The sequence below is a fragment of the Galbibacter pacificus genome, from assembly GCF_029603165.1.
Taxonomy (GTDB): domain Bacteria; phylum Bacteroidota; class Bacteroidia; order Flavobacteriales; family Flavobacteriaceae; genus Galbibacter; species Galbibacter pacificus.
In genome coordinates this window covers 1-20,575 of sequence record NZ_JAQSVC010000001.1, presented here as the reverse complement: position 1 = coordinate 20,575, position 20,575 = coordinate 1, and the positions used below count along the sequence as shown (strand labels likewise).

17 protein-coding genes are annotated in these 20,575 nt (G+C 38.3%); 12 read left to right on the top strand and 5 right to left on the bottom strand.

The genetic code is table 11. From position 1 onward, the window contains the following. The 3 genes from apaG to PSF86_RS00075 all read left to right on the top strand — a co-directional run bounded on the left by apaG (window position 1) and on the right by PSF86_RS00075 (window position 2,687). Window positions 1–387, top strand: a complete 387-nt coding sequence (gene apaG / locus PSF86_RS00085) for a Co2+/Mg2+ efflux facilitator ApaG/CorD (protein ID WP_277898021.1) — start codon at window positions 1–3, stop codon at window positions 385–387. An 87-nt stretch (window positions 388–474) separates the two neighbouring features. After that, window positions 475–2,100 (top strand): L-glutamate gamma-semialdehyde dehydrogenase, encoded by a 1,626-nt coding sequence (gene pruA, locus PSF86_RS00080; protein WP_277898020.1) that lies wholly within the window; start codon window positions 475–477, stop codon window positions 2,098–2,100. Between the two features lie 323 nt (window positions 2,101–2,423). Continuing rightward, window positions 2,424–2,687: a hypothetical protein gene (locus PSF86_RS00075; protein WP_277898019.1), complete on the top strand. Its 264-nt coding sequence runs from the start codon at window positions 2,424–2,426 to the stop codon at window positions 2,685–2,687. 101 nt (window positions 2,688–2,788) lie between these two features. Here PSF86_RS00075 and rsmG read toward each other — a convergent pair whose 3' ends face one another. Beyond that, window positions 2,789–3,430 carry a 16S rRNA (guanine(527)-N(7))-methyltransferase RsmG gene (gene rsmG, locus PSF86_RS00070; RefSeq protein ID WP_277898018.1) on the bottom strand — a complete coding sequence of 214 codons (642 nt, stop codon included), beginning with the start codon at window positions 3,428–3,430 and terminating at the stop codon, window positions 2,789–2,791. 145 nt (window positions 3,431–3,575) lie between these two features. On the opposite strand from rsmG, the gene PSF86_RS00065 reads away from it, so the two are divergent. Further along, window positions 3,576–4,682: a fatty acid desaturase family protein gene (locus PSF86_RS00065; protein ID WP_277898017.1), complete on the top strand. Its 1,107-nt coding sequence runs from the start codon at window positions 3,576–3,578 to the stop codon at window positions 4,680–4,682. A gap of 15 nt (window positions 4,683–4,697) precedes the next feature. Next, window positions 4,698–5,885 carry a pyridoxal phosphate-dependent aminotransferase gene (locus PSF86_RS00060; protein WP_277898016.1) on the top strand — a complete coding sequence of 396 codons (1,188 nt, stop codon included), beginning with the start codon at window positions 4,698–4,700 and terminating at the stop codon, window positions 5,883–5,885. Window positions 5,886–6,077: 192 nt separating this feature from the next. On the opposite strand, the gene PSF86_RS00055 is transcribed toward PSF86_RS00060, so the two are convergent. Both PSF86_RS00055 and trkA read right to left on the bottom strand, forming a co-directional pair. Beyond that, window positions 6,078–7,571, bottom strand: coding sequence for a TrkH family potassium uptake protein (locus PSF86_RS00055; protein WP_277898015.1), 1,494 nt, complete (start codon window positions 7,569–7,571; stop codon window positions 6,078–6,080). 8 nt (window positions 7,572–7,579) lie between these two features. Continuing rightward, window positions 7,580–8,929, bottom strand: a complete 1,350-nt coding sequence (trkA, locus tag PSF86_RS00050) for a Trk system potassium transporter TrkA (RefSeq protein WP_277898014.1) — start codon at window positions 8,927–8,929, stop codon at window positions 7,580–7,582. Window positions 8,930–9,056: 127 nt separating this feature from the next. Here trkA and ubiE point away from each other — a divergent pair, with 127 nt between their 5' ends. Beyond that, window positions 9,057–9,788 (top strand): bifunctional demethylmenaquinone methyltransferase/2-methoxy-6-polyprenyl-1,4-benzoquinol methylase UbiE, encoded by a 732-nt coding sequence (gene ubiE / locus PSF86_RS00045; protein ID WP_277898013.1) that lies wholly within the window; start codon window positions 9,057–9,059, stop codon window positions 9,786–9,788. 33 nt (window positions 9,789–9,821) lie between these two features. Beyond that, window positions 9,822–10,532: a type IX secretion/gliding motility protein PorT/SprT gene (porT, locus tag PSF86_RS00040; protein ID WP_277898012.1), complete on the top strand. Its 711-nt coding sequence runs from the start codon at window positions 9,822–9,824 to the stop codon at window positions 10,530–10,532. A gap of 94 nt (window positions 10,533–10,626) precedes the next feature. On the opposite strand, the gene PSF86_RS00035 is transcribed toward porT, so the two are convergent. Further along, window positions 10,627–11,352 (bottom strand): TrmH family RNA methyltransferase, encoded by a 726-nt coding sequence (locus PSF86_RS00035; protein WP_277898011.1) that lies wholly within the window; start codon window positions 11,350–11,352, stop codon window positions 10,627–10,629. 43 nt (window positions 11,353–11,395) lie between these two features. Between PSF86_RS00035 and tamL the strand changes: the two genes are divergently transcribed. The 3 genes from tamL (at window position 11,396) to accD (ending at window position 15,997) form a co-directional block, all read left to right on the top strand. Further along, window positions 11,396–13,936 carry a translocation and assembly module lipoprotein TamL gene (tamL, locus tag PSF86_RS00030; protein WP_277898010.1) on the top strand — a complete coding sequence of 847 codons (2,541 nt, stop codon included), beginning with the start codon at window positions 11,396–11,398 and terminating at the stop codon, window positions 13,934–13,936. A gap of 74 nt (window positions 13,937–14,010) precedes the next feature. Further along, complete coding sequence (fbaA, locus tag PSF86_RS00025) at window positions 14,011–15,078, top strand: class II fructose-bisphosphate aldolase (protein ID WP_277898009.1); 1,068 nt, start codon at window positions 14,011–14,013, stop codon at window positions 15,076–15,078. Between the two features lie 61 nt (window positions 15,079–15,139). Next, the gene (gene accD / locus PSF86_RS00020) at window positions 15,140–15,997 is read left to right on the top strand and encodes an acetyl-CoA carboxylase, carboxyltransferase subunit beta (RefSeq protein ID WP_277898008.1); all 858 of its coding nucleotides are present in this window, start codon (window positions 15,140–15,142) and stop codon (window positions 15,995–15,997) included. A gap of 101 nt (window positions 15,998–16,098) precedes the next feature. Here accD and PSF86_RS00015 read toward each other — a convergent pair whose 3' ends face one another. Further along, on the bottom strand, window positions 16,099–16,962 hold the full coding sequence (locus tag PSF86_RS00015) for a hypothetical protein (RefSeq protein ID WP_277898007.1): 864 nt from the start codon (window positions 16,960–16,962) through the stop codon (window positions 16,099–16,101). 155 nt (window positions 16,963–17,117) lie between these two features. Between PSF86_RS00015 and rpsO the strand changes: the two genes are divergently transcribed. Beyond that, the gene (gene rpsO / locus PSF86_RS00010) at window positions 17,118–17,387 is read left to right on the top strand and encodes a 30S ribosomal protein S15 (protein ID WP_277898006.1); all 270 of its coding nucleotides are present in this window, start codon (window positions 17,118–17,120) and stop codon (window positions 17,385–17,387) included. Between the two features lie 291 nt (window positions 17,388–17,678). Beyond that, a complete protein-coding gene (locus PSF86_RS00005) occupies window positions 17,679–19,886 on the top strand; it encodes a polyribonucleotide nucleotidyltransferase (protein WP_277898005.1) in 2,208 nt (735 codons plus the stop codon). The last annotated feature ends 689 nt before the right edge of the window (window positions 19,887–20,575 follow it).

Genomic DNA, 20,575 nt, shown 5'->3' with positions numbered 1-20,575 from the left:
ATGATTACACAAATAACCAAAGGCATAAAGATTACTGTAAAAACCAGTTTTGAAGGAACTTTCTTCAAGAACTATAAAATGCACTATGCTTTTGGTTACAAGATTACCATTGAAAACCAAAGCAAAGACTCTGTACAGCTTACTTCAAGGCACTGGCAAATATTTGATGCCCTCAACGAAGTCGAGATAGTAGACGGCGATGGCGTTATTGGCAAAAAACCGGTTTTAAAACCCGGCGAATCCCACACCTATAGCTCTGGCTGTTTGTTAACATCGCCCATCGGGGCCATGCGGGGTCATTATAATATGGTAAACTTTACTTCCACGAGACGCTTTAGGGTAATTATCCCTACTTTTAAATTACACGCTCCTTTTGCCTTGAATTAAAGAAATCTCCTTTAACACAATTTTACTTTTTAAACCCTATGGCATTTAGTACCTTTGGGGGCAAATTTAATGTTTAAATCAAAAAGTATGGGAAAAGGCTTTTTTCATGTCCCTGCGGCAGTTAACGAACCCGTTAAAACTTATGCGCCGGGCTCCCCAGAAAGAGAGGCTGTATTAAAACAGTATGATGAATTTTTCAACAGCAAAGTTGATGTTCCACTTTACATTGGCAGCGAGGAAATAAAAACAGGCAATACCAAGCCTTTATCTCCTCCTCACGACCACCAACATATAGTGGGGCAGTACCATTTGGCCGAAAAATCTCATGTTGAAAAGGCAATTGCAAACAATCTAGAAGCCCGAAAAAAATGGGCCGCCCTAAGTTGGGAACAACGGGCAGCTATTTTTTTAAAAGCAGCAGATTTAATTGCAGGTCCGTACAGGGCCAAAATAAATGCCGCTACAATGATAGCTCAGTCTAAAAACATCCATCAGGCCGAAATCGATTCGGCTTGTGAGTTGATCGACTTCTTGAAATTCAACATCGAGTACATGGCAAAAATCTACGACGATCAGCCAGAGTCAGACGAAGGCATATGGAACCGTGTGGAATACAGGCCTTTGGAAGGATTTGTATATGCCGTAACGCCGTTCAACTTTACAGCTATTGCTGGAAATTTACCAGCCAGTGCTGCCATGATGGGGAATGTTGTTGTTTGGAAACCAAGCGATAGCCAAATCTATTCTGCAAAAATTATTGTAGATATATTTAAAGAAGCCGGATTACCAGACGGGGTAATCAATGTAGTATATGGCGACCCCGAAATGATTACCAATACCGTTTTGGCCAGTCCAGATTTTGCAGGAATACACTTTACAGGTTCAACCAAGGTATTTAAAGGTATCTGGAAAAAAATCGGGGACAACATCGACACCTACAAAACATATCCTAGAATTGTTGGTGAAACAGGTGGAAAAGATTTTATTGTTGCACATCCATCTGCAAACCCAAAACAAGTAGCCACAGCTATTACACGTGGTGCTTTTGAATTTCAAGGACAAAAATGTAGCGCTGCCTCAAGGGTCTATCTGCCAAAATCTATTGCAACTGAAATTCTGGATTATGTAAAAGCAGATGTGGAATCTTTCAAGATTGGAGCTCCCAACAACATGGAGAACTTTATTACTGCTGTAATCCATGAAGGCTCTTTTGATAAACTTGCAAGCTATATAGACCAAGCCAAAAAAGACAGCGAAGCAGAAATTTACGTAGGTGGTACCTATGATAAATCCAAAGGGTACTTTGTGCACCCAACAGTTATCGTTACAACCGATCCACAGTACAAAACCATGACAACAGAACTTTTTGGGCCCGTTGTTACCGTTTATGTATATGAAGACAAAAAGTGGAGCGAAACCTTAGAACTTGTAGACAACACTTCCGAGTATGGATTAACAGGTGCTGTTTTTTCTTCAGATAGGTACACTATTGAAGAAGCAACAAGAGCACTCGAAAACTGTGCTGGAAATTTCTATATAAACGACAAACCTACAGGCGCGGTAGTTGGCCAACAGCCTTTTGGTGGCGCCAGGGCATCTGGAACCAACGACAAAGCAGGATCATCTCAAAACTTATTGCGTTGGGTATCGCCAAGGCTTATTAAGGAAACTTTTGTTACCCCTGTAGATTACAGATATCCGTTTTTAGGATAATCCCTAGGAACATAATCACCATAAAAACCCTTGAGATTAATTTTTCAAGGGTTTTCTTTTTTAATACTGATTTTATCTGCTATTAGTCTTGACATAATGATGAATGTCTAGGTGATGTCAATCGATCGCCAATGATGAAAATGATGCGCCCATAATCTCCTGACTAATCTCAACGGGCAATAAATCATGATTGATTACAAACTACACAACTTCAATTAGTTTAAAATCAATTATTTATAAGTTTAATGTTAATTTAATGTTACCAAAATGTAATTTTAATGTAAATATTTGTTATATTTGAATATTAAACTTAAAATAAAATCATGATGAAAGAAGATGACAAACGTTGTATTTTAAGCATTAAATACTCTATTTTGGATACCTCAAGCAACAAAAAAGCAAAGGAAACTGAAATAGAACGGGTCTTTATTGCCAAAAACAAAAACATTTTGCTCAGGAAAATAAAGGACTTTGAAGACAAGCTTCAAAAAAAACCGAAACCAAGTTTTTTAAGCCGTAAAGCGCAGTATCTCCATCATTTCTTAAAAAGTTGGAGATATACATACCATTCTATGCTGAAAATTTAACGTCAGCCCGGTTACCGGCTATCTAAAAAAAGATATTCTTTTCGGCTCTTAAACCTATGTTTATGAGCCGATTTTTTATTGAGATCATTATAAAAACATTCCTATTTCTTTCCTGTATATTTTAGAGGGAGGTACACCACTTTCTTGGTTTCAAAAAAGTCTTCATCAAAATAATCGGGAAGGTTAAATATTTTAGCAGTTTGGTATACTGCTAATTCTTCAGACAAATCCCCCCCTTTGAGGTATAAAATACCATTTTTCAACCTGTGGTTGGATTCTTTCTTGGTTTTTCCCTTAACCCATTTCACAAAATCAGGCATATTGGTAACGGCCCTGCTCACAATAAAATCGAACTGCTCTTTTACCTTCTCGGCACGTACTTGTTCGGCGGTAACATTTTGCAGACCCAAACCTGCAACTACTTCGTTAACAACATTAATTTTTTTGCCAATGGCATCGATTAACATAAATTCTACTTCGGGAAATAAAATAGCCAAAGGAATGCCGGGAAAACCGCCGCCAGTTCCTACGTCCAAAATAGCGGCGCCGCTATTAAAAGGCTGCACTTTTGCTATTCCCAAAGAATGCAATACATGGCGCACATACAATTCGTCTATATCTTTCCTGCTAATTACATTAATTTTACTGTTCCAATCTTTGTATAAATTTTCGAGTTCGTTAAATTTATCAAATTGATCGTCAGTAATTGAGGGAAAATATTTTTTAATAATTTGCGCAGTCATCTTTTTAAAAATTTTAACAAAAATAGGCAATAAAACATGCACTTTTAAACTTTTTACAGCGTTAGACACTTTTATTATTTCTATTTTTGTCAACTTACAATTCCTTGTTTTTTAATGATGAAGGATATAAATGTTACAACAATTTATGAAAACGCACAATACAATTAAATTTTCGAGAAAAGACCCTGCCAAGTTTTTTAAAACTTTAAATTCCAGGGTCAATTTATATTTCAAGGAAAAAAACATTAAAAAAACCGGAAACTGGAAACTTTACCTAAAAACGGCTATTATGTTTGCCATTTTCCTTACACCTTATTTTTTAATTTTGACCATCAACATGAACCAATGGATACAATTATTGCTCACCATTGTAATTGGTATTGGAATGGCCGGTGTTGGAATGAATGTCATGCACGATGGCAACCACGGATCGTACTCTTCTAAAAAATGGATCAATAAAATAATGGGGGCAAGCATATACATACTTGCTGGAAACGTATACAACTGGAAGGTACAACACAATGTACTGCACCATACCTATACAAACATTCCCGGCCACGATGAAGATTTGGATGCCGGAAGGATTATCCGCTTCAGCAAACATTCAAAGTGGAGGCGTTTTCATAAATTTCAACATTACTATTCTGTTTTTCTTTATGGGCTGTTAACGCTTAATTGGGCCATTACGACCGATTTTAAACAAATGAGACGCTACATGAAACGAAAGCTGTCTTACGGAAAATTCCCAAACCCCGCCAAAGAATGGAGCGTGCTCATCATTACCAAAATTATCTACATTATGGTATGGATCGCAATCCCGATGTTCTTTATAGAGCTTGCTTGGTGGAAAGTCCTTATCGGCTTTTTTGTAATGCACTATACCGCCGGGCTTATTTTAAGTATTGTATTTCAATTGGCCCATATTGTAGACGAAGCCACCACATTTATCCCCGATGAAACGGGCACCATAAAAAATACATGGGCAATACACCAATTGTTTACTACGACCAATTTTTCTACAAAAAATAAAATTGTAAACTGGTTTACTGGCGGTTTAAACCATCAGGTAGAACATCATATTTTTCCTAATATTAGCCATATACATTACACAAATATTGCAAAAATTGTTAGAGAAACGGCAAAAGAGTTTAATTTACCTTATTACGAGTATAAAACTACAAGAAAAGCCATAATTTCGCACTTTAAACACTTAAAAGCGTTAGGCGAAAAGCCTACATATGTTTATAATTAAACAACAATCTTTTTTATGACACAACAATTATCTGAAAGAGTTTTAAACATGGCAACTTCTGCAACACTTGCCATGGCAGCAAAAGCAAGGGAGTTAAGGGCCGAAGGGAAAGATATAATTGGTTTAAGTTTGGGCGAACCAGATTTTAATACGCCAGACTTTATTAAAGATGCGGCCAAAGAGGCCATTGACCAAAATTACAACAGCTATTCCCCGGTTGATGGTTATGCCGATTTAAAAGAAGCCATCATTAACAAATTCAAGAGGGATAACGGACTTAATTATACACCAAATCAAATTGTAGTTTCTACGGGCGCCAAGCAATCATTGGCCAATGTAGCCTTGGCCGTTATCAATCCGGGCGACGAAGTAATTTTGCCGGCACCGTACTGGGTTAGTTATTCTGATATCGTGAAAATTGCCGAGGGTGTCCCTGTAGAAGTTCAAACTTCTATTGAAAACGACTTTAAAATGACTGCCGAACAACTGGAAGCAGCCATTACCCCAAAGACAAAAATGATATGGTACAGCTCCCCGTGCAATCCAAGTGGTTCTGTTTACAGTAAAGAAGAATTAGAATCGCTTGCCGCTGTACTGAGAAAGCACCCAAATATCATTATTGTTTCAGATGAAATTTACGAACACATAAATTTTGGCAACGGGCATACAAGCATTGCTTCCATTGACGGAATGTACGATAGGACGGTAACCGTAAACGGAGTCTCCAAGGCCTTTGCCATGACAGGATGGAGAATTGGCTACATAGGCGCTCCCGACTGGATTGCCCGGGCATGCAATAAAATGCAAGGTCAAATTACCAGTGGCGCCAACTGTATTGCACAACGGGCAACCATAACCGCGCTGGAAGCCCCGGTGAGCAAAATTAAATACATGATAGACAAATTTCATGAAAGAAGGGATTTAGTGCTTGGTCTTTTAGGTGAAATAGAAGGTTTTCAACTAAATGTACCGGAAGGCGCCTTTTATGTTTTTCCAAACATATCTTATTTCTTCGGAAAAACAATTAAAGGTAAAAAAATAGAGAATGCATCAGATTTTTCATTACTTCTTTTAGAAGAAGCAAATGTAGCTACGGTTACAGGTGAAGCTTTTGGTAACCCCAACTGCATCCGGATTTCTTATGCTGCTTCAGAAACCGAGCTTAAAGAAGCCATCAAAAGAATAAAAGAAGCACTTTCTTGATGCCACTTAAACAAAACAAAATAGTTTTTAAAAATAAAAATGCGAAGCCTTGGCTTCGCATTTTTTTCTTAATTCCCTCAAACTTTCATCATTGCCTTGATGGCAAAGAATTTTAACAAATATCATAAAACCCATAGAAATAGGTAAGGGGAAAAACCCCCTTTTTATGAATTTGGCTGAATTTTTTTCTTGCTATGTTCGTTTCCAAAAGAAAGGCGAAAACAAAATCAACACCGTAAAAAGCTCCAATCTCCCCAAGAGCATTAAAAAAGAGCACCACCATTTCCCAAGTATGGGAAGCGAATCATAATTAGTGAGCGGATGCAATGATCCTAAAGCTGGGCCAATATTTCCCAAAGAAGATGCAGCCCCACCGATGGCCGACTCGAAGTCCAAGCCCAACAACCCCAATACTACCGCACCAATTATAAACAACAGCATATAAATAATAAAGAAGCCAAGGATGTTGTATATAATTTTTTCAGGTACCGTTTTTTTGTTGTAACGCACCGGAATGATGGCATTAGGATGTAGCGTGCGCTTAAATTCCAGCAAGCCGTTTTTTATCATTAATAAATGCCTTACTACTTTTACGCCCCCGGCCGTTGAACCTGCCGACCCACCAACGAACATCAATCCGAAAAAAACAATGGTCAAAAAAGGTGTCCAACTTGTATAATCGGCCGATACAAACCCCGTGGTCGTAACTACGGAAATTACCTGAAACATTGCATGCCTAAAAGAACTTTCGGCAGCTCCCAATACCATGGGATGGTATTCGCTAACAGGGACATTCGCTTTTAAATAAATAACAAGTGCTGCTACAATGCTTACACAAAGTACCAGCAAACCATAAAAACGAAACTCGTAATCTTCAAAAACCTTTTTCACTCTACCTTTAAAAGCAAAATAGCTCAATATAAAATTGGCTCCTGCCACGAACATGAAAAATACAACGATATATTGAATAAGCGGATTATCGTTCCAATAGGCCAAACTTGCATTTTTTGTAGAAAAACCTCCGGTGGAAAGGGTTGCCATTGCATGGTTAATAGCATCAAAAAAATCCATCCCGGCCAATTTCAACAATAATGTTTCTGCAAAAGTATAGCCCACATATATAAACCACAGTCTTTTTGCGGTATCGGTAATTCTGGGGTGAAGCTTATCTGCGCTTGGACCGGGTGCCTCCGCAGCAAAAAGCTGCATCCCGCCAATGCCTAATAAAGGCAATATGGCTATTGCCAAAACAATAATTCCCATGCCCCCTATCCAGTGCGTGGTGCTTCTCCAAAAAAGAATCCCTTCGGGCAGTACTTCAATATCGTTTAAAATAGAGGCTCCCGTTGTGGTGTAGCCACTCATTGTTTCAAAAAAAGCATTGGTAACACTTGGTATGGCTCCGGTAAATAGATAAGGGAACATTCCCGAAAGTGTCATAAATATCCATCCGAAAGAAACAATAATATAGCCATCGCGTTTTTTTATCTCCTTTTTATGATTGTGCGTAACAAACATCAGCAAAACCCCTATTAAAACAGTCGTAATGCCTGCAAAGCTTATTTCCAGTGTTGCCCCGTCCCTGTATATACCGCTTACAATGGAGGCCAACAACATAAACCCACCATTGCAAAGTAAAAGCAAGCCCATAAAATGAAATATTATTTTAGTGTTGAGCCTTTTCATGAAGAAAGTTATAAGAAAAGTTTTTCTACCCTGGAAATAGACCTCGGCAAACAACAAACCACAACCCTGTCTCCTGCTTCAATTTTAAAATCCCCCAATGCAATAATGCCGTTTCCATTTCTTATTACGCCCCCAATAATTGCAGAACGGGGAAAATCCAGGTCTTTTATAATTTTACCAGTTACCGCAGAAGATGGTTTTACTATAAACTCCAGCATTTCTGCATTTAAATTGTTCAATTTGGTCAAGGCTACCACTTCGCCTTTCCTGATGTGCCTAAATATATTGTTTGCGGCCAATAATTTTTTATTGATAAGGGTATCTATTCCAATGGATTGTGATAACTGAAAATAATCCATGTTCTCGACAAGCGCGATTGTCTTTTTAATATTTTTAGATTTTGCCATTAAACAGGACATAATATTAGTCTCAGAATTCCCGGTAACGGCAATAAAAGCATCCATATCGCTAATATTTTCTTCTTCAAGTAAGTCTACATTCCTTCCGTCTCCATTAATTATTAATGCATTGGGCAATTCATCGGCCAGGTCGAAAGCTTTATTTTTGTCTTTTTCAATAAGCTTCACCCTGAATTTACTTTTACAAAGATTTTTTGCTGTTTTAAATCCTACTTTGCTCCCGCCCAGAATCATTACATTCTTAATGTCTTCTTTGGTTTTTCCAGTAAGCTTGTACAATTCGTCCACACCTTTCTTGAGGGTAACAAAATATGCTTGGTCGCCTTCCTTAAAATATGCATCACCTCTTGGGATTAAGGTGTATTGTGTACCAAACCGCTGTATTGCTATGGGCATAAAATGCAGTTTGGGAAAAATATTAGCGGCTTCTTGTACGGTTTTCCCCACAAAAGGGGCCGTCCGCTGCAAGGAAGTCCCTACCATAATGAGGGCCCCTTCTTCAAATTCATAACTATCGTTAAAAGCAGATTGGTCGAGTAATAGCTGGATTTCTTCAGAAGCCAGTTTTTCGGGCGAAATCAACTCATCAATACCAAGTTTGTCAAATTTTATTTCATCTTTATTATGAATGAACTCGGTATTGGATATTCTGGCAATGGTACGTTTACATCCCAATTGCTTTGCAAGTAAACAAAGGGTAATATTTGTAGTTTCAGATGCGGTTACGCCAATAACAAGGTCGGAAGAATCAACCCTGGCTTCCTTTAAAACAGACACAGAAGTTGCATCACCTCTTAGCACTTTAATATCTAAATGGGTATCGGCATAATTCAAGCTCTCTTTTTCATTGTCGATAAGCGTTATGTCTTGTGATTCGTACGACAAAAGCTTTGCCAAATGAAAGCCTACCTCACCAGCACCTGCAATAATTATTTTCATTTATTTTTGTAAACAATTTACCTTACAAATATATATTAATTATTATTAGTTCAATAGATTGTCAGCCATTTATAAAATTAACTCGACAAGATGAATTCTAAATAGTATATTTGTCTAAATTTTACAGATGGAGAAAAAGATTACACCTTATGAAGATTCTCAACTAGGTAAAAAGCAACAGGTTACCCAGATGTTTGATACCATTTCGGGAAAATATGACGGATTGAACAGAGTTATTTCATTTGGCATCGACGTAAAATGGAGGGAAAAAGTGGTGGCCATGATAAATGGCACCAATCCCGAAAGTATTTTGGATATTGCCACCGGGACCGGCGACCTTGCCATTAACATGGCCCTAAAAACCAATGCCCAAAAAATTGTTGGTCTGGATATTTCTGCCGGTATGCTCGAAATAGGAAAACAAAAGGTTGCTGAAAAGAATTTAACCAGCAAAATTGAAATGGTTCTTGGAGACAGCGAAGCCTTGCCCTTTGAAGATAATTCCTTTGATGCAATTACGGTAGCCTTTGGGGTAAGAAATTTTGAAGATCTTGAAAAGGGTCTATCCGAGATATTCCGCGTGCTTAAAAAGGGAGGTGTTTTTGTGGTTTTAGAAACCTCTGTCCCTACAAAACCCCCATATAAACAAGGCTATAACATTTATACAAGAACCCTATTGCCAACCATAGGAAAATTGTTTTCAAAAGACCGATCGGCCTATGCATATTTGTCGAAATCTGCATCTGTTTTTCCTTTTGGTGATGAATTCAACAATATTTTGCGTAAAATTGGGTTTATAAGTGTGGAAGATAAACCGCAAACTTTTGGAGTTGCAACTATCTATAAAGCATTTAAATAACTAATATTGATATTGAATATCTTAACCTAGACCATGAAAAAAGTATTGTTTTTTTTACCGGTTTTACTATGCAATTGCCATACGTTATTCGCTCAGTTTAACGAACACCCCATTCTCAACCTAGAAAATGAAGATAAAAAACGTATAAATTGGGGATATTTTTTAGGGTTCAATCAATACGATTTTAAATTTGACTATAAAGAGTATGATCCAGCTCAAAATAAAACCGATGTCTTGGTTGCCAAAAACATAGGTTTTAATGTAGGGCTCATTGGAGAACTTCGTATTAATGATTATTTTGATTTACGGTTGGAGCCCGGACTATATTATACCCAACGCGATCTTGGGTTTCCCGGGTTTTCAGACGAACGTGATTTTTTAAGAGAAGTTAAATCTACATACATACATGTGCCTCTCTTGTTGAAAGTAAGTACCAAACGTCTTGGGAATTTTAAACCCTATATAGTTGGCGGGGTTTCAACCTCTCTCAATTTAAGTAGTAGCCAAGATAGTGCCGAAGACAACGAAACCGGAACATTCCGTATGAAAAAGACCACCTATTATTATGAGATAGGTTTTGGAATCGATTTTTACCTGTATTATTTTAAATTTTCACCTTCCATTAGAGGTGTATTTGCCCTCACAGATGAATTAATTCCGGACAATGACCCCAATAGTCCTTGGACATCCAACATTGATGGCATGTATTCAAGAGGTGTTTTTATTAATTTTACTTTTGAATAGTTATTAATTGCCGGATAATTAATTAATAAGAAAACGGGACCTTAATTGTTATACTTTTTAAGTTCTTCCCTTATTAACTCCTTAAACTGTTAAATCACCTTCGCTTAAACTCGCTCAGTAAAATTGCCGTTGCCGTAGCTACGTTTAAACTTTCGGTTGCCTGAAGCTTTCCAAAACGGGGAATACTTACCTGTTTGCTTACTAAAGAAAGTATCGAAGGAGAAATACCATTTGCTTCATTGCCCATTACCAGGATTGCATTGTTACCTACTTCGGTTTTATAAATATTCGCCCCCTCCATTGTGGCACAAAAAACAGGTTTTTGTGTCTCTTTTAAATAATGTTCCAGGTCTAAATAAATTATGTTTACCCTTGTTAACGACCCCATTGTGGACTGAATTACCTTTGGGTTATAGCAATCTACAGTATTGGCGCTGCATATCAGGTTTTCTACACCAAACCAATCGCACATCCTAATAATGGTGCCCAGGTTCCCGGGATCCCGCACATCGTCTAATGCAACTACCAAGCCTTCATGATCTGGGCATGGATTGGTTTCCTTTATATAAAAAACGGCCAATGTATTGCTTGGCGTTTTCAAAGCACTAAGCTTCTTCAATTCATCTTTGGTAATCTGCTCCACGGCAAAATCATCATCAAAAAGACCCTTTTCTGTTGCAAAAATTTTGTGCAGCTTAAAATTAGAATTCAAAAATTCATTAATTACCTTTATCCCCTCAGCAATAAAAAGGCCATGCTTAATACGATACTTTTTTTGTTGTAGGCTCGTTATAAGTTTTATTTCGCTTTTGCTAACCATCCAAATAATGTATTTTTGACGTTAAATTTAATTAATTGCCCGCTTGAGAGATTTTTTTGTAAAAATAACAGTATTATTTATTGTAATACTATTTATAAGCTCATGTAATGCCGTAAAAAGGGTAAAAGATGATCAATATTTACTTTCCAAGAACAATATCCTTGTAAATGGCGAAAAAATAAAAGACGAAGAAGTTGCAGGATTGCTTTCGCAAAGACCCAATAATATGGGGCGGTTGGCACTGTACAACCTTGCCAGAGAAAACCCGGATTCTTTTTATGTTGCAAAACTGGACACCGCTTTAAAAGATATCAATCTATTCGAAAGGATTATATCCAAAAAACAACTGGTGCAGGTTGCCGATTATAAAATAAATTTTAACAACTGGTTGATGAAAACCGGTGAGGCCCCCGTAATTATAGATGAGAACAAGACTAAAAAATCGGCAGAAAGGCTAGAGCTCTATTACGACACAAAGGGGTATTTTAATAATATAGTAGAATATGAGGTGGACACAACGGGCCAAAAAGAAAAAAGGGCAGTTGTTAACTATCGCCTTAAAACCGGGCCCGCATATTATATAGACAGTATTTCCACGGCTATCCCATCCAAAGACCTGGATTCTATTTACGAACGATACAAACGTTTTTCCAGGATACGGCCGGGACAACGTTTTGACCTGGACAATTTTCAAGCAGAAAAAGAACGCTTAACCACTATTTTTTCGAATAATGGTATTTATAAATTTCAGCCCAATTCCATTAGTTTCGATATTCAAAGGGATACTACGCTGGGAAAAGATCAAAAAATGCCCGTTCAGGTAGACATCGACAACGTTCCCGAGCGCGACGGGGATTCTTTGGATGAAGTGGCCTATAAAGTGCATCGCATAAAAAATGTAAATATTTTTGCCGACTATTCTTTTAACGATGACATATCTAGCCTGCAATCCATTCAATATGATGGATACAATATCTATTTTAAGGACAAGTTAAAATACAGGCCAAAAGCTTTGACCGATGCCATTGCCATTCTACCGGGGAATGTTTATAAAGATTCCGAGAGGTCACTTACGGCCAGACAGATAAGCAATTTAAAGGTTTTTAAGTACCCAAATATAAATTATGTATATGTAGATAGTACCGACAATCAATTAAACACAAATATTTATTTAGCGCCAAGGCCGCGGTTCTCGCTTAGTTTTAGTTCGGATGTTATACATTCCAATATTCAAGACATTGGTATTTCTCCAAGTATCTCACTAATTAGCCGAAATATTTTTAGGGGCGCAGAAACATTGGACATTGCTTTTAGGGGAACCTTCGGTTCTTCGTCCGATTTTGATGGACAGGACAGCGGTTTTTTTAATATTGCAGAGTTTGGTGCAGATGTCGGGCTTAACTTTCCACGGATATTCTTTCCGTTCAATACCGATAAATACATACCAAAATCCATGGCTCCGGAAACCCGCTTTTCGGTAGGTGCCACGTTGCAAAAAAATATTGGTCTGGACAAGCAGACCTTAAACGGGATCCTGCGTTACAAATGGAACCCCAACACCAAACGCAAAAACTTTCTGGAATTAATTAATGTTCAATATGTTAAAAACCTAAACACAGACCGTTATTACGATGTGTACGACAATAGTTATGAGGACTTAAATGACGTAGGGACCAAATATGCCGGTCAAGCAGACCCTGCTTATTATGACGAAAATGGCAATTTGATTATCCCCGAAGGTACAACCGGCTTTACAAACGATGTACTTGACGGAAACATAAGCACTTCCACAGACGACCGAAACGAAGTATCCCGGGTTGAAGATCAGCGGGAACGACTCACGGCCAATAATTTAATCTTTGCCAGCAACTACACCTACTTTATTAATAACCGCAGGAATTTTAACGACAATAATTTTTTTCAATTTAGAGGTAAAATAGAATTTGCCGGAAACTTGTTATCGGCAATGGCGCCTATTCTAAATTTCGACAAAAACGAAAACGGCGACAACCTTATTTTTGGGGTACAATATTCTCAATATGTAAAAACCGAGCTCGATTATATCAAATATTGGCGGTTATCCAGAAGTAACGTACTTGCGTTCCGGAGTTTTGTAGGAATGGCCATTCCTTATGGAAATGCCGACAACATACCGTTTATACGAAGCTATTTTGCCGGGGGCTCAAACGACAACAGGGCATGGCAACCATACTCATTGGGGCCGGGAAGGACCGACAACATTAACGATTTTAATGAAGCAAACCTAAAATTGGCCTTCAATTTGGAATATCGGTTTAATTTAATCGGGGATTTTAAAGGCGCCTTATTTGCCGATGCGGGTAACATATGGAACTTTCTTGACGACGTAGACGATGAAGCCGCAGTTTTTGAAGGCATTAGTTCATTAAGCGAAATAGCACTGGGGACCGGTTTTGGTATCAGGTACGATTTTAACTTCTTTGTTTTACGCTTCGACATAGGTTTTAAAACTTACGACCCTTCTTATCAAAAAAGTAAAAGATGGTTTACCGACTATAATTTTGGCAATGCTGTATACAATATTGGTATTAATTATCCCTTTTAAGCCATCTAAATTTCTTATTTTTGCAAACGCATTACTAATAAAACAACTAAATATAAATTCGAAACTTAAATTTTATGAGTCATAACATTAAACCAGGTGTAGCCACAGGAGATGAAGTACAAAATATCTTTAACTATGCCAAAGAAAAGGGATTTGCACTTCCGGCTGTTAACGTAATTGGTAGCAGCAGCATTAATGCGGTACTTGAAACTGCTGCAACGTTAAACTCCCCCGTTATTATCCAGTTTTCTAATGGCGGCGCTCAGTTTAATGCAGGAAAAGGTTTATCCAACGAAGGACAACAATCGGCTGTGGCCGGAGCTGTGGCCGGAGCCAAACACGTACACGAATTGGCCGAGAAATATGGTGTTCCGGTAATTTTGCATACAGACCATTGCGCCCAAAAACTATTACCTTGGGTAGACGGTATGCTAGATGCCAGCGAAAAGCATTTTAAAGAAACAGGCAAGCCTTTGTTTAGCTCCCATATGATTGATTTATCTGAAGAGCCTATCGAAGAAAACATCGAAACCTGTAAAAAATATTTGGCCCGAATGCACAAAATGGGAATGACCCTGGAAATTGAACTGGGTATAACCGGAGGTGAAGAAGATGGCGTTGACAATACTGATGTAGACGATTCTAAACTATACACACAGCCAGAAGAGGTTGGCTATGCCTACGAAGAACTTTCCAAAGTATCACCCCGCTTTACCATTGCAGCAGCCTTTGGAAATGTTCATGGAGTGTACAAGCCTGGGAACGTAAAACTTACTCCTAAGATTTTAAAGAATTCTCAAGAATATATATCAGAAAAATACAATGTGCCACATAACAGCATCGATTTTGTATTTCACGGTGGTTCAGGATCTACCGTAGAAGAGATCAGGGAAGCTATTGGTTACGGAGTTATCAAAATGAACATCGATACAGACCTTCAATATGCATATTTAGAAGGAATTAGGGACTATATGGCCAATAAGGTCGATTATCTAGGGGCTCAAATTGGTAACCCCGAAGGACCGGATTCCCCAAATAAAAAACATTACGACCCAAGAGTTTGGGTGCGGGAAGGCGAAAAAACCTTCATCACCAGACTTAAAAAGGCTTTTGAAGATTTAAACAACGTAAATACGTTATAATAAACTGATTGTGCATCCGGAAGTTCTTCTTCCGGATGTTTATTTTAATTATACGAAGAATATGGCTTGGTTCAAAAGAAAAGAAAAAGGTATACAAACCACTACCGAAGAAAAAAAAGACACCCCAAAAGGGTTGTGGTATAAGTCGCCTACCGGAAAAATAGTAGAAGCCGACGAGCTTGCTAAAAATTTTTATGTAAGTCCAGAGGACGATTACCATGTTAGGATTGGTAGTAAAGAGTATTTCTCTATCCTATTTGATGACAACAAGTTTAAAGAACTGGACCCAAACCTCGAATCTAAAGACACTTTGAGCTTTGTTGACACCAAAAAATATTCAGACAGGCTTAAGCAGGCCCAAGAAAAAACAAATTTAAAAGATGCCGTAAGAACTGCCGTAGGTAAATCCAAAGGAAAGGATTTGGTTATAGCATGTATGGATTTTTCTTTTATAGGCGGATCCATGGGAAGTGTTGTTGGAGAAAAAATTGCCCGCGCCATTGATTATTCCATTAAAAAGAAAACTCCTTTCTTAATGATTTCAAAATCAGGGGGAGCCCGTATGATGGAAGCAGCATTATCATTAATGCAGTTAGCAAAAACTTCGGCCAAATTAGCCCAACTTTCAGATTTGGGAATCCCATATATTTCATTATGTACCGATCCAACCACCGGTGGAACAACAGCATCATATGCTATGTTGGGGGACATTAATATTGCCGAGCCAGGTGCTTTAATCGGTTTTGCGGGGCCACGTGTAGTTAAAGAGGCTACTGGAAAAGATTTGCCCGAAGATTTTCAAACTTCAGAGTTTTTATTGGAGCATGGCTTTTTAGATTTTATCACCCACAGAAAAGACCTAAAAAACAATATAAATCAATACATAGACCTTATACAGAACAAACCTATAAGGGTTTAAAAGCTTTATACAACCCATAAAAAAGTCCGTAAAACAATTGCTTTACGGATTTTTTATTTTCTTCACTCTTTGTTCGCTCAAAAAGAGCTGTCTTATTGTTACTATTTCTTCTCCAAGGTTATCTCTACGGTTTCGCCATCGGTCCCCGTAAACATCGCCTTGTCATCACAAGTTCCATCGCCGTAATCAAGTTGGGCCGTTGCATCGTCTTTACTAAAATCAATAACACCGCTCACCAAATGGTCGCAGGACAATTCGGCTCTTAAAGGTGTGCTAATATCACTAGTAAACACAACTCCTTCCCTATTTGTAACAGAGGCATTTCCCGTAATTAAAAAAGCACTATCTCCCCAGGTTCCGTTATCAAAACCTTCTACCCATTCCCTGGTTTTTTCAGAAGAAACCGCCATGGAAGTATCGTCTTCCCATGTCAAAGTAATATCTGTAACAACAGAAGACATTGGGTTTTCTTCCTGAGAGAAAGTATGCTGATACGTTTTCATACCATTCACGGTAACAGAGTCTACCGTAAAGTTTTCAAAAGTAACCTCGGAGGTTCTGGTATGCGAAGTCGAATCGGTTTCCTTAAGATAACTTAGCGTTAACATTCCGCCAAGCATTTTGCCGTCCGGCATTTCGCAACCTTCGCCAAAATCGAACGTTGTAATAAAACTGTCGCTAGTAGCTTCAGTACTTATGGTATAGCAATCGGGCAACCATCCCTTCGACGCTAACGCGTCACTTTTAGCAGATGTATCGCCTAAATCGGCCACGACCATAAAATCAACCACGTTGTCTATATCGCCTGAAACATCTTCAGCCTCCATAGAAGTTTGCACTTCAGCAGGAGTAATTGCTTCCGGAGAAGAACCATCAGGGTTACCATTGGAATCATCATCATTACAAGAAATAATCAATGTAGTAGGCAGTAGGATCATTAATGCATTTCTAAAAAAAGATTTCATAAGGCAAAAATTAAAATTAATACTAAATTTTGGTTTCTATTTCTATTGAAATATTTACACTACAAAAACGAACAGAAACTAAAATTATTGCTATCTTTGCGCCCAATGATAGAGAGCCTATCAAATACATAAGAATCATTTAAATAAATATTGGCATGTATTTAGCTAAAGAAGTAAAGGCAGACATATTTAAAAAATATAGCGGTGACGAAAAAAACACCGGATCTGCAGAAGGACAAATTGCTTTGTTCACCCACAGAATTAACCACTTAACAGGGCACTTGAAAAAGAATCGTAAAGATTTTAACACAGAGCGTTCATTGGTTAGGTTAGTAGGTAAAAGAAGAAGCCTACTTGATTATTTGAAGAAGAAAGATATTGAAAGATATCGTGCAATCGTCAAAGAATTAGGATTAAGAAAGTAAGATATAAGGGGGCGAATTGCCCCCTTTTTTATTTTTCTGGACTTTATATGTATAAATAAACACTTTCTCTTTAATTGAAAAATAGTTTATTACCATACTATAAAAGCTAAAAATCACTACTTTAGCAGTAATAAATTATAACACAACACGTACGCATAAAGCATACAAAAAAGCTTAAATTTAATAGTTTTTCATTGGGTAACAACAACTACAACAACACAACTACTCCGTTGAAAAACACGGAACCCATTGTTTAACAACCTGCTTTGCGCAGGACAATTAAAAAACTATATGATTCCTGAAGTAAAACAAGAAATTATTGATTTAGGGGATGGAAGGACCATTTCTCTAGAAACGGGAAAATTAGCAAAACAAGCAGATGGATCTGTTGTAGTAAAAATGGGAGATGCCATGCTATTAGCTACAGTGGTATCTGCAAGAAGTGCCAATCCCGGTATTGACTTTTTACCATTAACCGTAGACTACAGAGAAAAATTTGCCGCAGCCGGGCGTTTTCCCGGAGGTTTCTTTAAGCGCGAGGCTAGACCGAGCGACAGCGAAGTATTGACCATGCGTTTGGTAGACCGCGTATTAAGACCCCTTTTTCCAAAAGATTACCACGCAGAAACACAGGTAATGATCCAGTTAATGTCTCATGACGAAAATGTAATGCCCGATGCATTGGCAGGCCTTGCAGCATCTACATGCATACAATTGTCGGACATTCCTTTTGAATATCCTATTTCTGAAGTAAGAGTTGCCAGAGTTGATGGAGAGTTCATCATCAACCCGAGCAAACAGCAACTGGAAAAAGCCGATATTGACATGATGGTTGGTGCTTCAGAAGATTCTGTGGCCATGGTAGAAGGTGAAATGCACGAAGTTTCTGAAAAAGAAATGGCCGATGCCATAAAATTTGCCCATGAAGCCATTAAAACACAATGTGAGGCACAAAAAAGGTTAGTAGAAAAAGTAGGTAAAAAAGAAACCCGCGAATACGAGTCTGAACTCGAAGATGAAGCCTTGGCAACCAAAATACAGGAGTTTGCTTACAGCAAATGTTATGCCGTAGCAAAAGAGGATACTTCTAAACAAGAAAGAGGCGAAAAATTTGCCGTTATAAAAGAAGAAATAGAAGCTTGGTATACCGAAGAAGAGCTGGAAGAAGTTGGCGAACTTATTGGTAAATATTTCGGTAAGGCACAAAAAGAAGCCGTTAGAAATCTTATTCTGGAAGAAAACATCCGTTTGGACGGTAGAAAAACAACCGATATCCGCCCAATTTGGTGCGAAGTTAATTATTTACCATCAACCCATGGATCTTCTATTTTTACCAGAGGCGAGACACAAGCCTTGGCAACAGTTACCTTAGGCACTTCCAAACAGGCCAATGTAATCGATCTGCCTACAGAACAATCTGAAGAAAAATTCTATTTACATTATAACTTCCCTCCATTTTCAACCGGAGAAGCACGACCATTAAGAGGAACATCCCGTAGGGAAGTCGGCCATGGAAACCTTGCACAAAGAGCTTTAAAGAACATGATTCCTGCTGATTGCCCCTACACTGTAAGGGTTGTTTCGGAAGTATTAGAATCAAACGGATCTTCCTCTATGGCTACCGTTTGTTCCGGGACAATGGCATTAATGGATGCAGGTGTTCAGCTTAAAAAACCAGTATCGGGTATCGCAATGGGCCTTATTACCGATGGTGAAAAGTATGCTGTATTATCCGATATTTTAGGTGATGAAGATCATTTAGGTGATATGGATTTTAAAGTAACCGGTACGGCAGACGGAATTACAGCATGCCAAATGGATATTAAAATAAAAGGCCTTTCTTATGAAATTCTAGAGAAAGCACTAAACCAGGCCAAAGATGGTAGGTTACATATCTTGGAAAAACTTACAGACACTATTGCAGCTCCAAACCAAAGCGTGAAAGCACATGCCCCTAAAATGGTTACCGTTACCATTCCAGGAGATTTCATTGGCGCGCTTATTGGACCTGGCGGAAAAGTAATTCAAGAACTACAAAAAGCCACCAAAACCGAAATTGTTATCGAAGAGGTGGATGAACAAGGAGTTGTCGAGATTCTTGGTACTGACCAAGCGGGTATCGATGCAGTTTTAGCAAAAATAGAAGCAATTACCTTTAAGCCGGAAAAAGGAGAGACCTATGAAGTAAAAGTCATTAAAGTACTTGATTTTGGTGCTGTAGTAGAATATATCCAAGCTCCAGGCAATGAAGTATTGCTCCATATCTCCGAGCTTGCATGGGACCGTACGGACAATGTAACCGATGTAGTTAATCTAGGCGATGTGTTCGAAGTAAAATACTTTGGCATTGACCCTAAAACAAGAAAGGAAAAAGTTTCCAGAAAGGCACTCATACCAAAACCAGAAGGTTATAAAGAAAGAGTACCCCGCGAAAGGGATGGAAATCGTGATAACAGGTCAAGAGACCATAGAGGCGATAGAAAACCTCGAAGAAACTAAAGCATTTATTTAATTTTTTAAAGTGTGGGAAAGTCCGGTATTTCATCAAGCCGGACTTTTTTTATTCCAAAAAACCAGCAACACCTATTCTCGGGAGTTTTTTATGCCGTCCCCACCTCCAGCGTAGTCTGGCTTTCCTCTATTGTTCCTCGCCCCTGGCGCATCCGCCAGGCAGTGTGTCGCTGCTGCAATCCCTGGCCGTGAAATCCAGTACATTAAACAAAAAAGCATGCAACTACACGCTACATCCTAAAATAAAAAGTATAAAAAAAATCATTCATTTCTATCCAACGGAGTCCTGCCAAAAAATTAATTCGGGAGGGTTATCAAAGCTTTTAATATCTAACCCGCAACACATCTCTTCAGGCAAACATAAAATAATATTTTAAGCATTTTATATAGAGTATTCTTCAGAACCCCTCTAAACCGTTATTTTAGTGCTGTGTAAACTATCGATCACTATTGAGATATCCATGACTTAGATATTCCATGGTTTAGGCTTAAACAAGCCATTCCTATCTTAAGGTCAAAATATCCAAGTAGTGTATAAATTATAAAAAGGAGCACCAAAAAAAAGGCAAAAAAAAGCCCCGATGTCCGTCCGGGCATCGGGGCTCAAAAGAAGGCGGCGACCTACTCTCCCACTTGCGTAGTACCATCGGCGCTGGCGGGCTTAACTGCTCTGTTCG

What these genes read in the sequence shown, in the direction of transcription:
- apaG (WP_277898021.1), top strand. Translation starts at nt 1, where the DNA reads ATGATTACACAAATAACCAAAGGCATAAAGATTACTGTAAAAACCAGT.
- pruA (WP_277898020.1), top strand. Translation starts at nt 475, where the DNA reads ATGGGAAAAGGCTTTTTTCATGTCCCTGCGGCAGTTAACGAACCCGTT.
- PSF86_RS00075 (WP_277898019.1), top strand. Translation starts at nt 2,424, where the DNA reads ATGATGAAAGAAGATGACAAACGTTGTATTTTAAGCATTAAATACTCT.
- rsmG (WP_277898018.1), bottom strand. Translation starts at nt 3,430, where the DNA reads ATGACTGCGCAAATTATTAAAAAATATTTTCCCTCAATTACTGACGAT.
- PSF86_RS00065 (WP_277898017.1), top strand. Translation starts at nt 3,576, where the DNA reads ATGAAAACGCACAATACAATTAAATTTTCGAGAAAAGACCCTGCCAAG.
- PSF86_RS00060 (WP_277898016.1), top strand. Translation starts at nt 4,698, where the DNA reads ATGACACAACAATTATCTGAAAGAGTTTTAAACATGGCAACTTCTGCA.
- PSF86_RS00055 (WP_277898015.1), bottom strand. Translation starts at nt 7,571, where the DNA reads ATGAAAAGGCTCAACACTAAAATAATATTTCATTTTATGGGCTTGCTT.
- trkA (WP_277898014.1), bottom strand. Translation starts at nt 8,929, where the DNA reads ATGAAAATAATTATTGCAGGTGCTGGTGAGGTAGGCTTTCATTTGGCA.
- ubiE (WP_277898013.1), top strand. Translation starts at nt 9,057, where the DNA reads ATGGAGAAAAAGATTACACCTTATGAAGATTCTCAACTAGGTAAAAAG.
- porT (WP_277898012.1), top strand. Translation starts at nt 9,822, where the DNA reads ATGAAAAAAGTATTGTTTTTTTTACCGGTTTTACTATGCAATTGCCAT.
- PSF86_RS00035 (WP_277898011.1), bottom strand. Translation starts at nt 11,352, where the DNA reads ATGGTTAGCAAAAGCGAAATAAAACTTATAACGAGCCTACAACAAAAA.
- fbaA (WP_277898009.1), top strand. Translation starts at nt 14,011, where the DNA reads ATGAGTCATAACATTAAACCAGGTGTAGCCACAGGAGATGAAGTACAA.
- accD (WP_277898008.1), top strand. Translation starts at nt 15,140, where the DNA reads ATGGCTTGGTTCAAAAGAAAAGAAAAAGGTATACAAACCACTACCGAA.
- PSF86_RS00015 (WP_277898007.1), bottom strand. Translation starts at nt 16,962, where the DNA reads ATGAAATCTTTTTTTAGAAATGCATTAATGATCCTACTGCCTACTACA.
- rpsO (WP_277898006.1), top strand. Translation starts at nt 17,118, where the DNA reads ATGTATTTAGCTAAAGAAGTAAAGGCAGACATATTTAAAAAATATAGC.
- PSF86_RS00005 (WP_277898005.1), top strand. Translation starts at nt 17,679, where the DNA reads ATGATTCCTGAAGTAAAACAAGAAATTATTGATTTAGGGGATGGAAGG.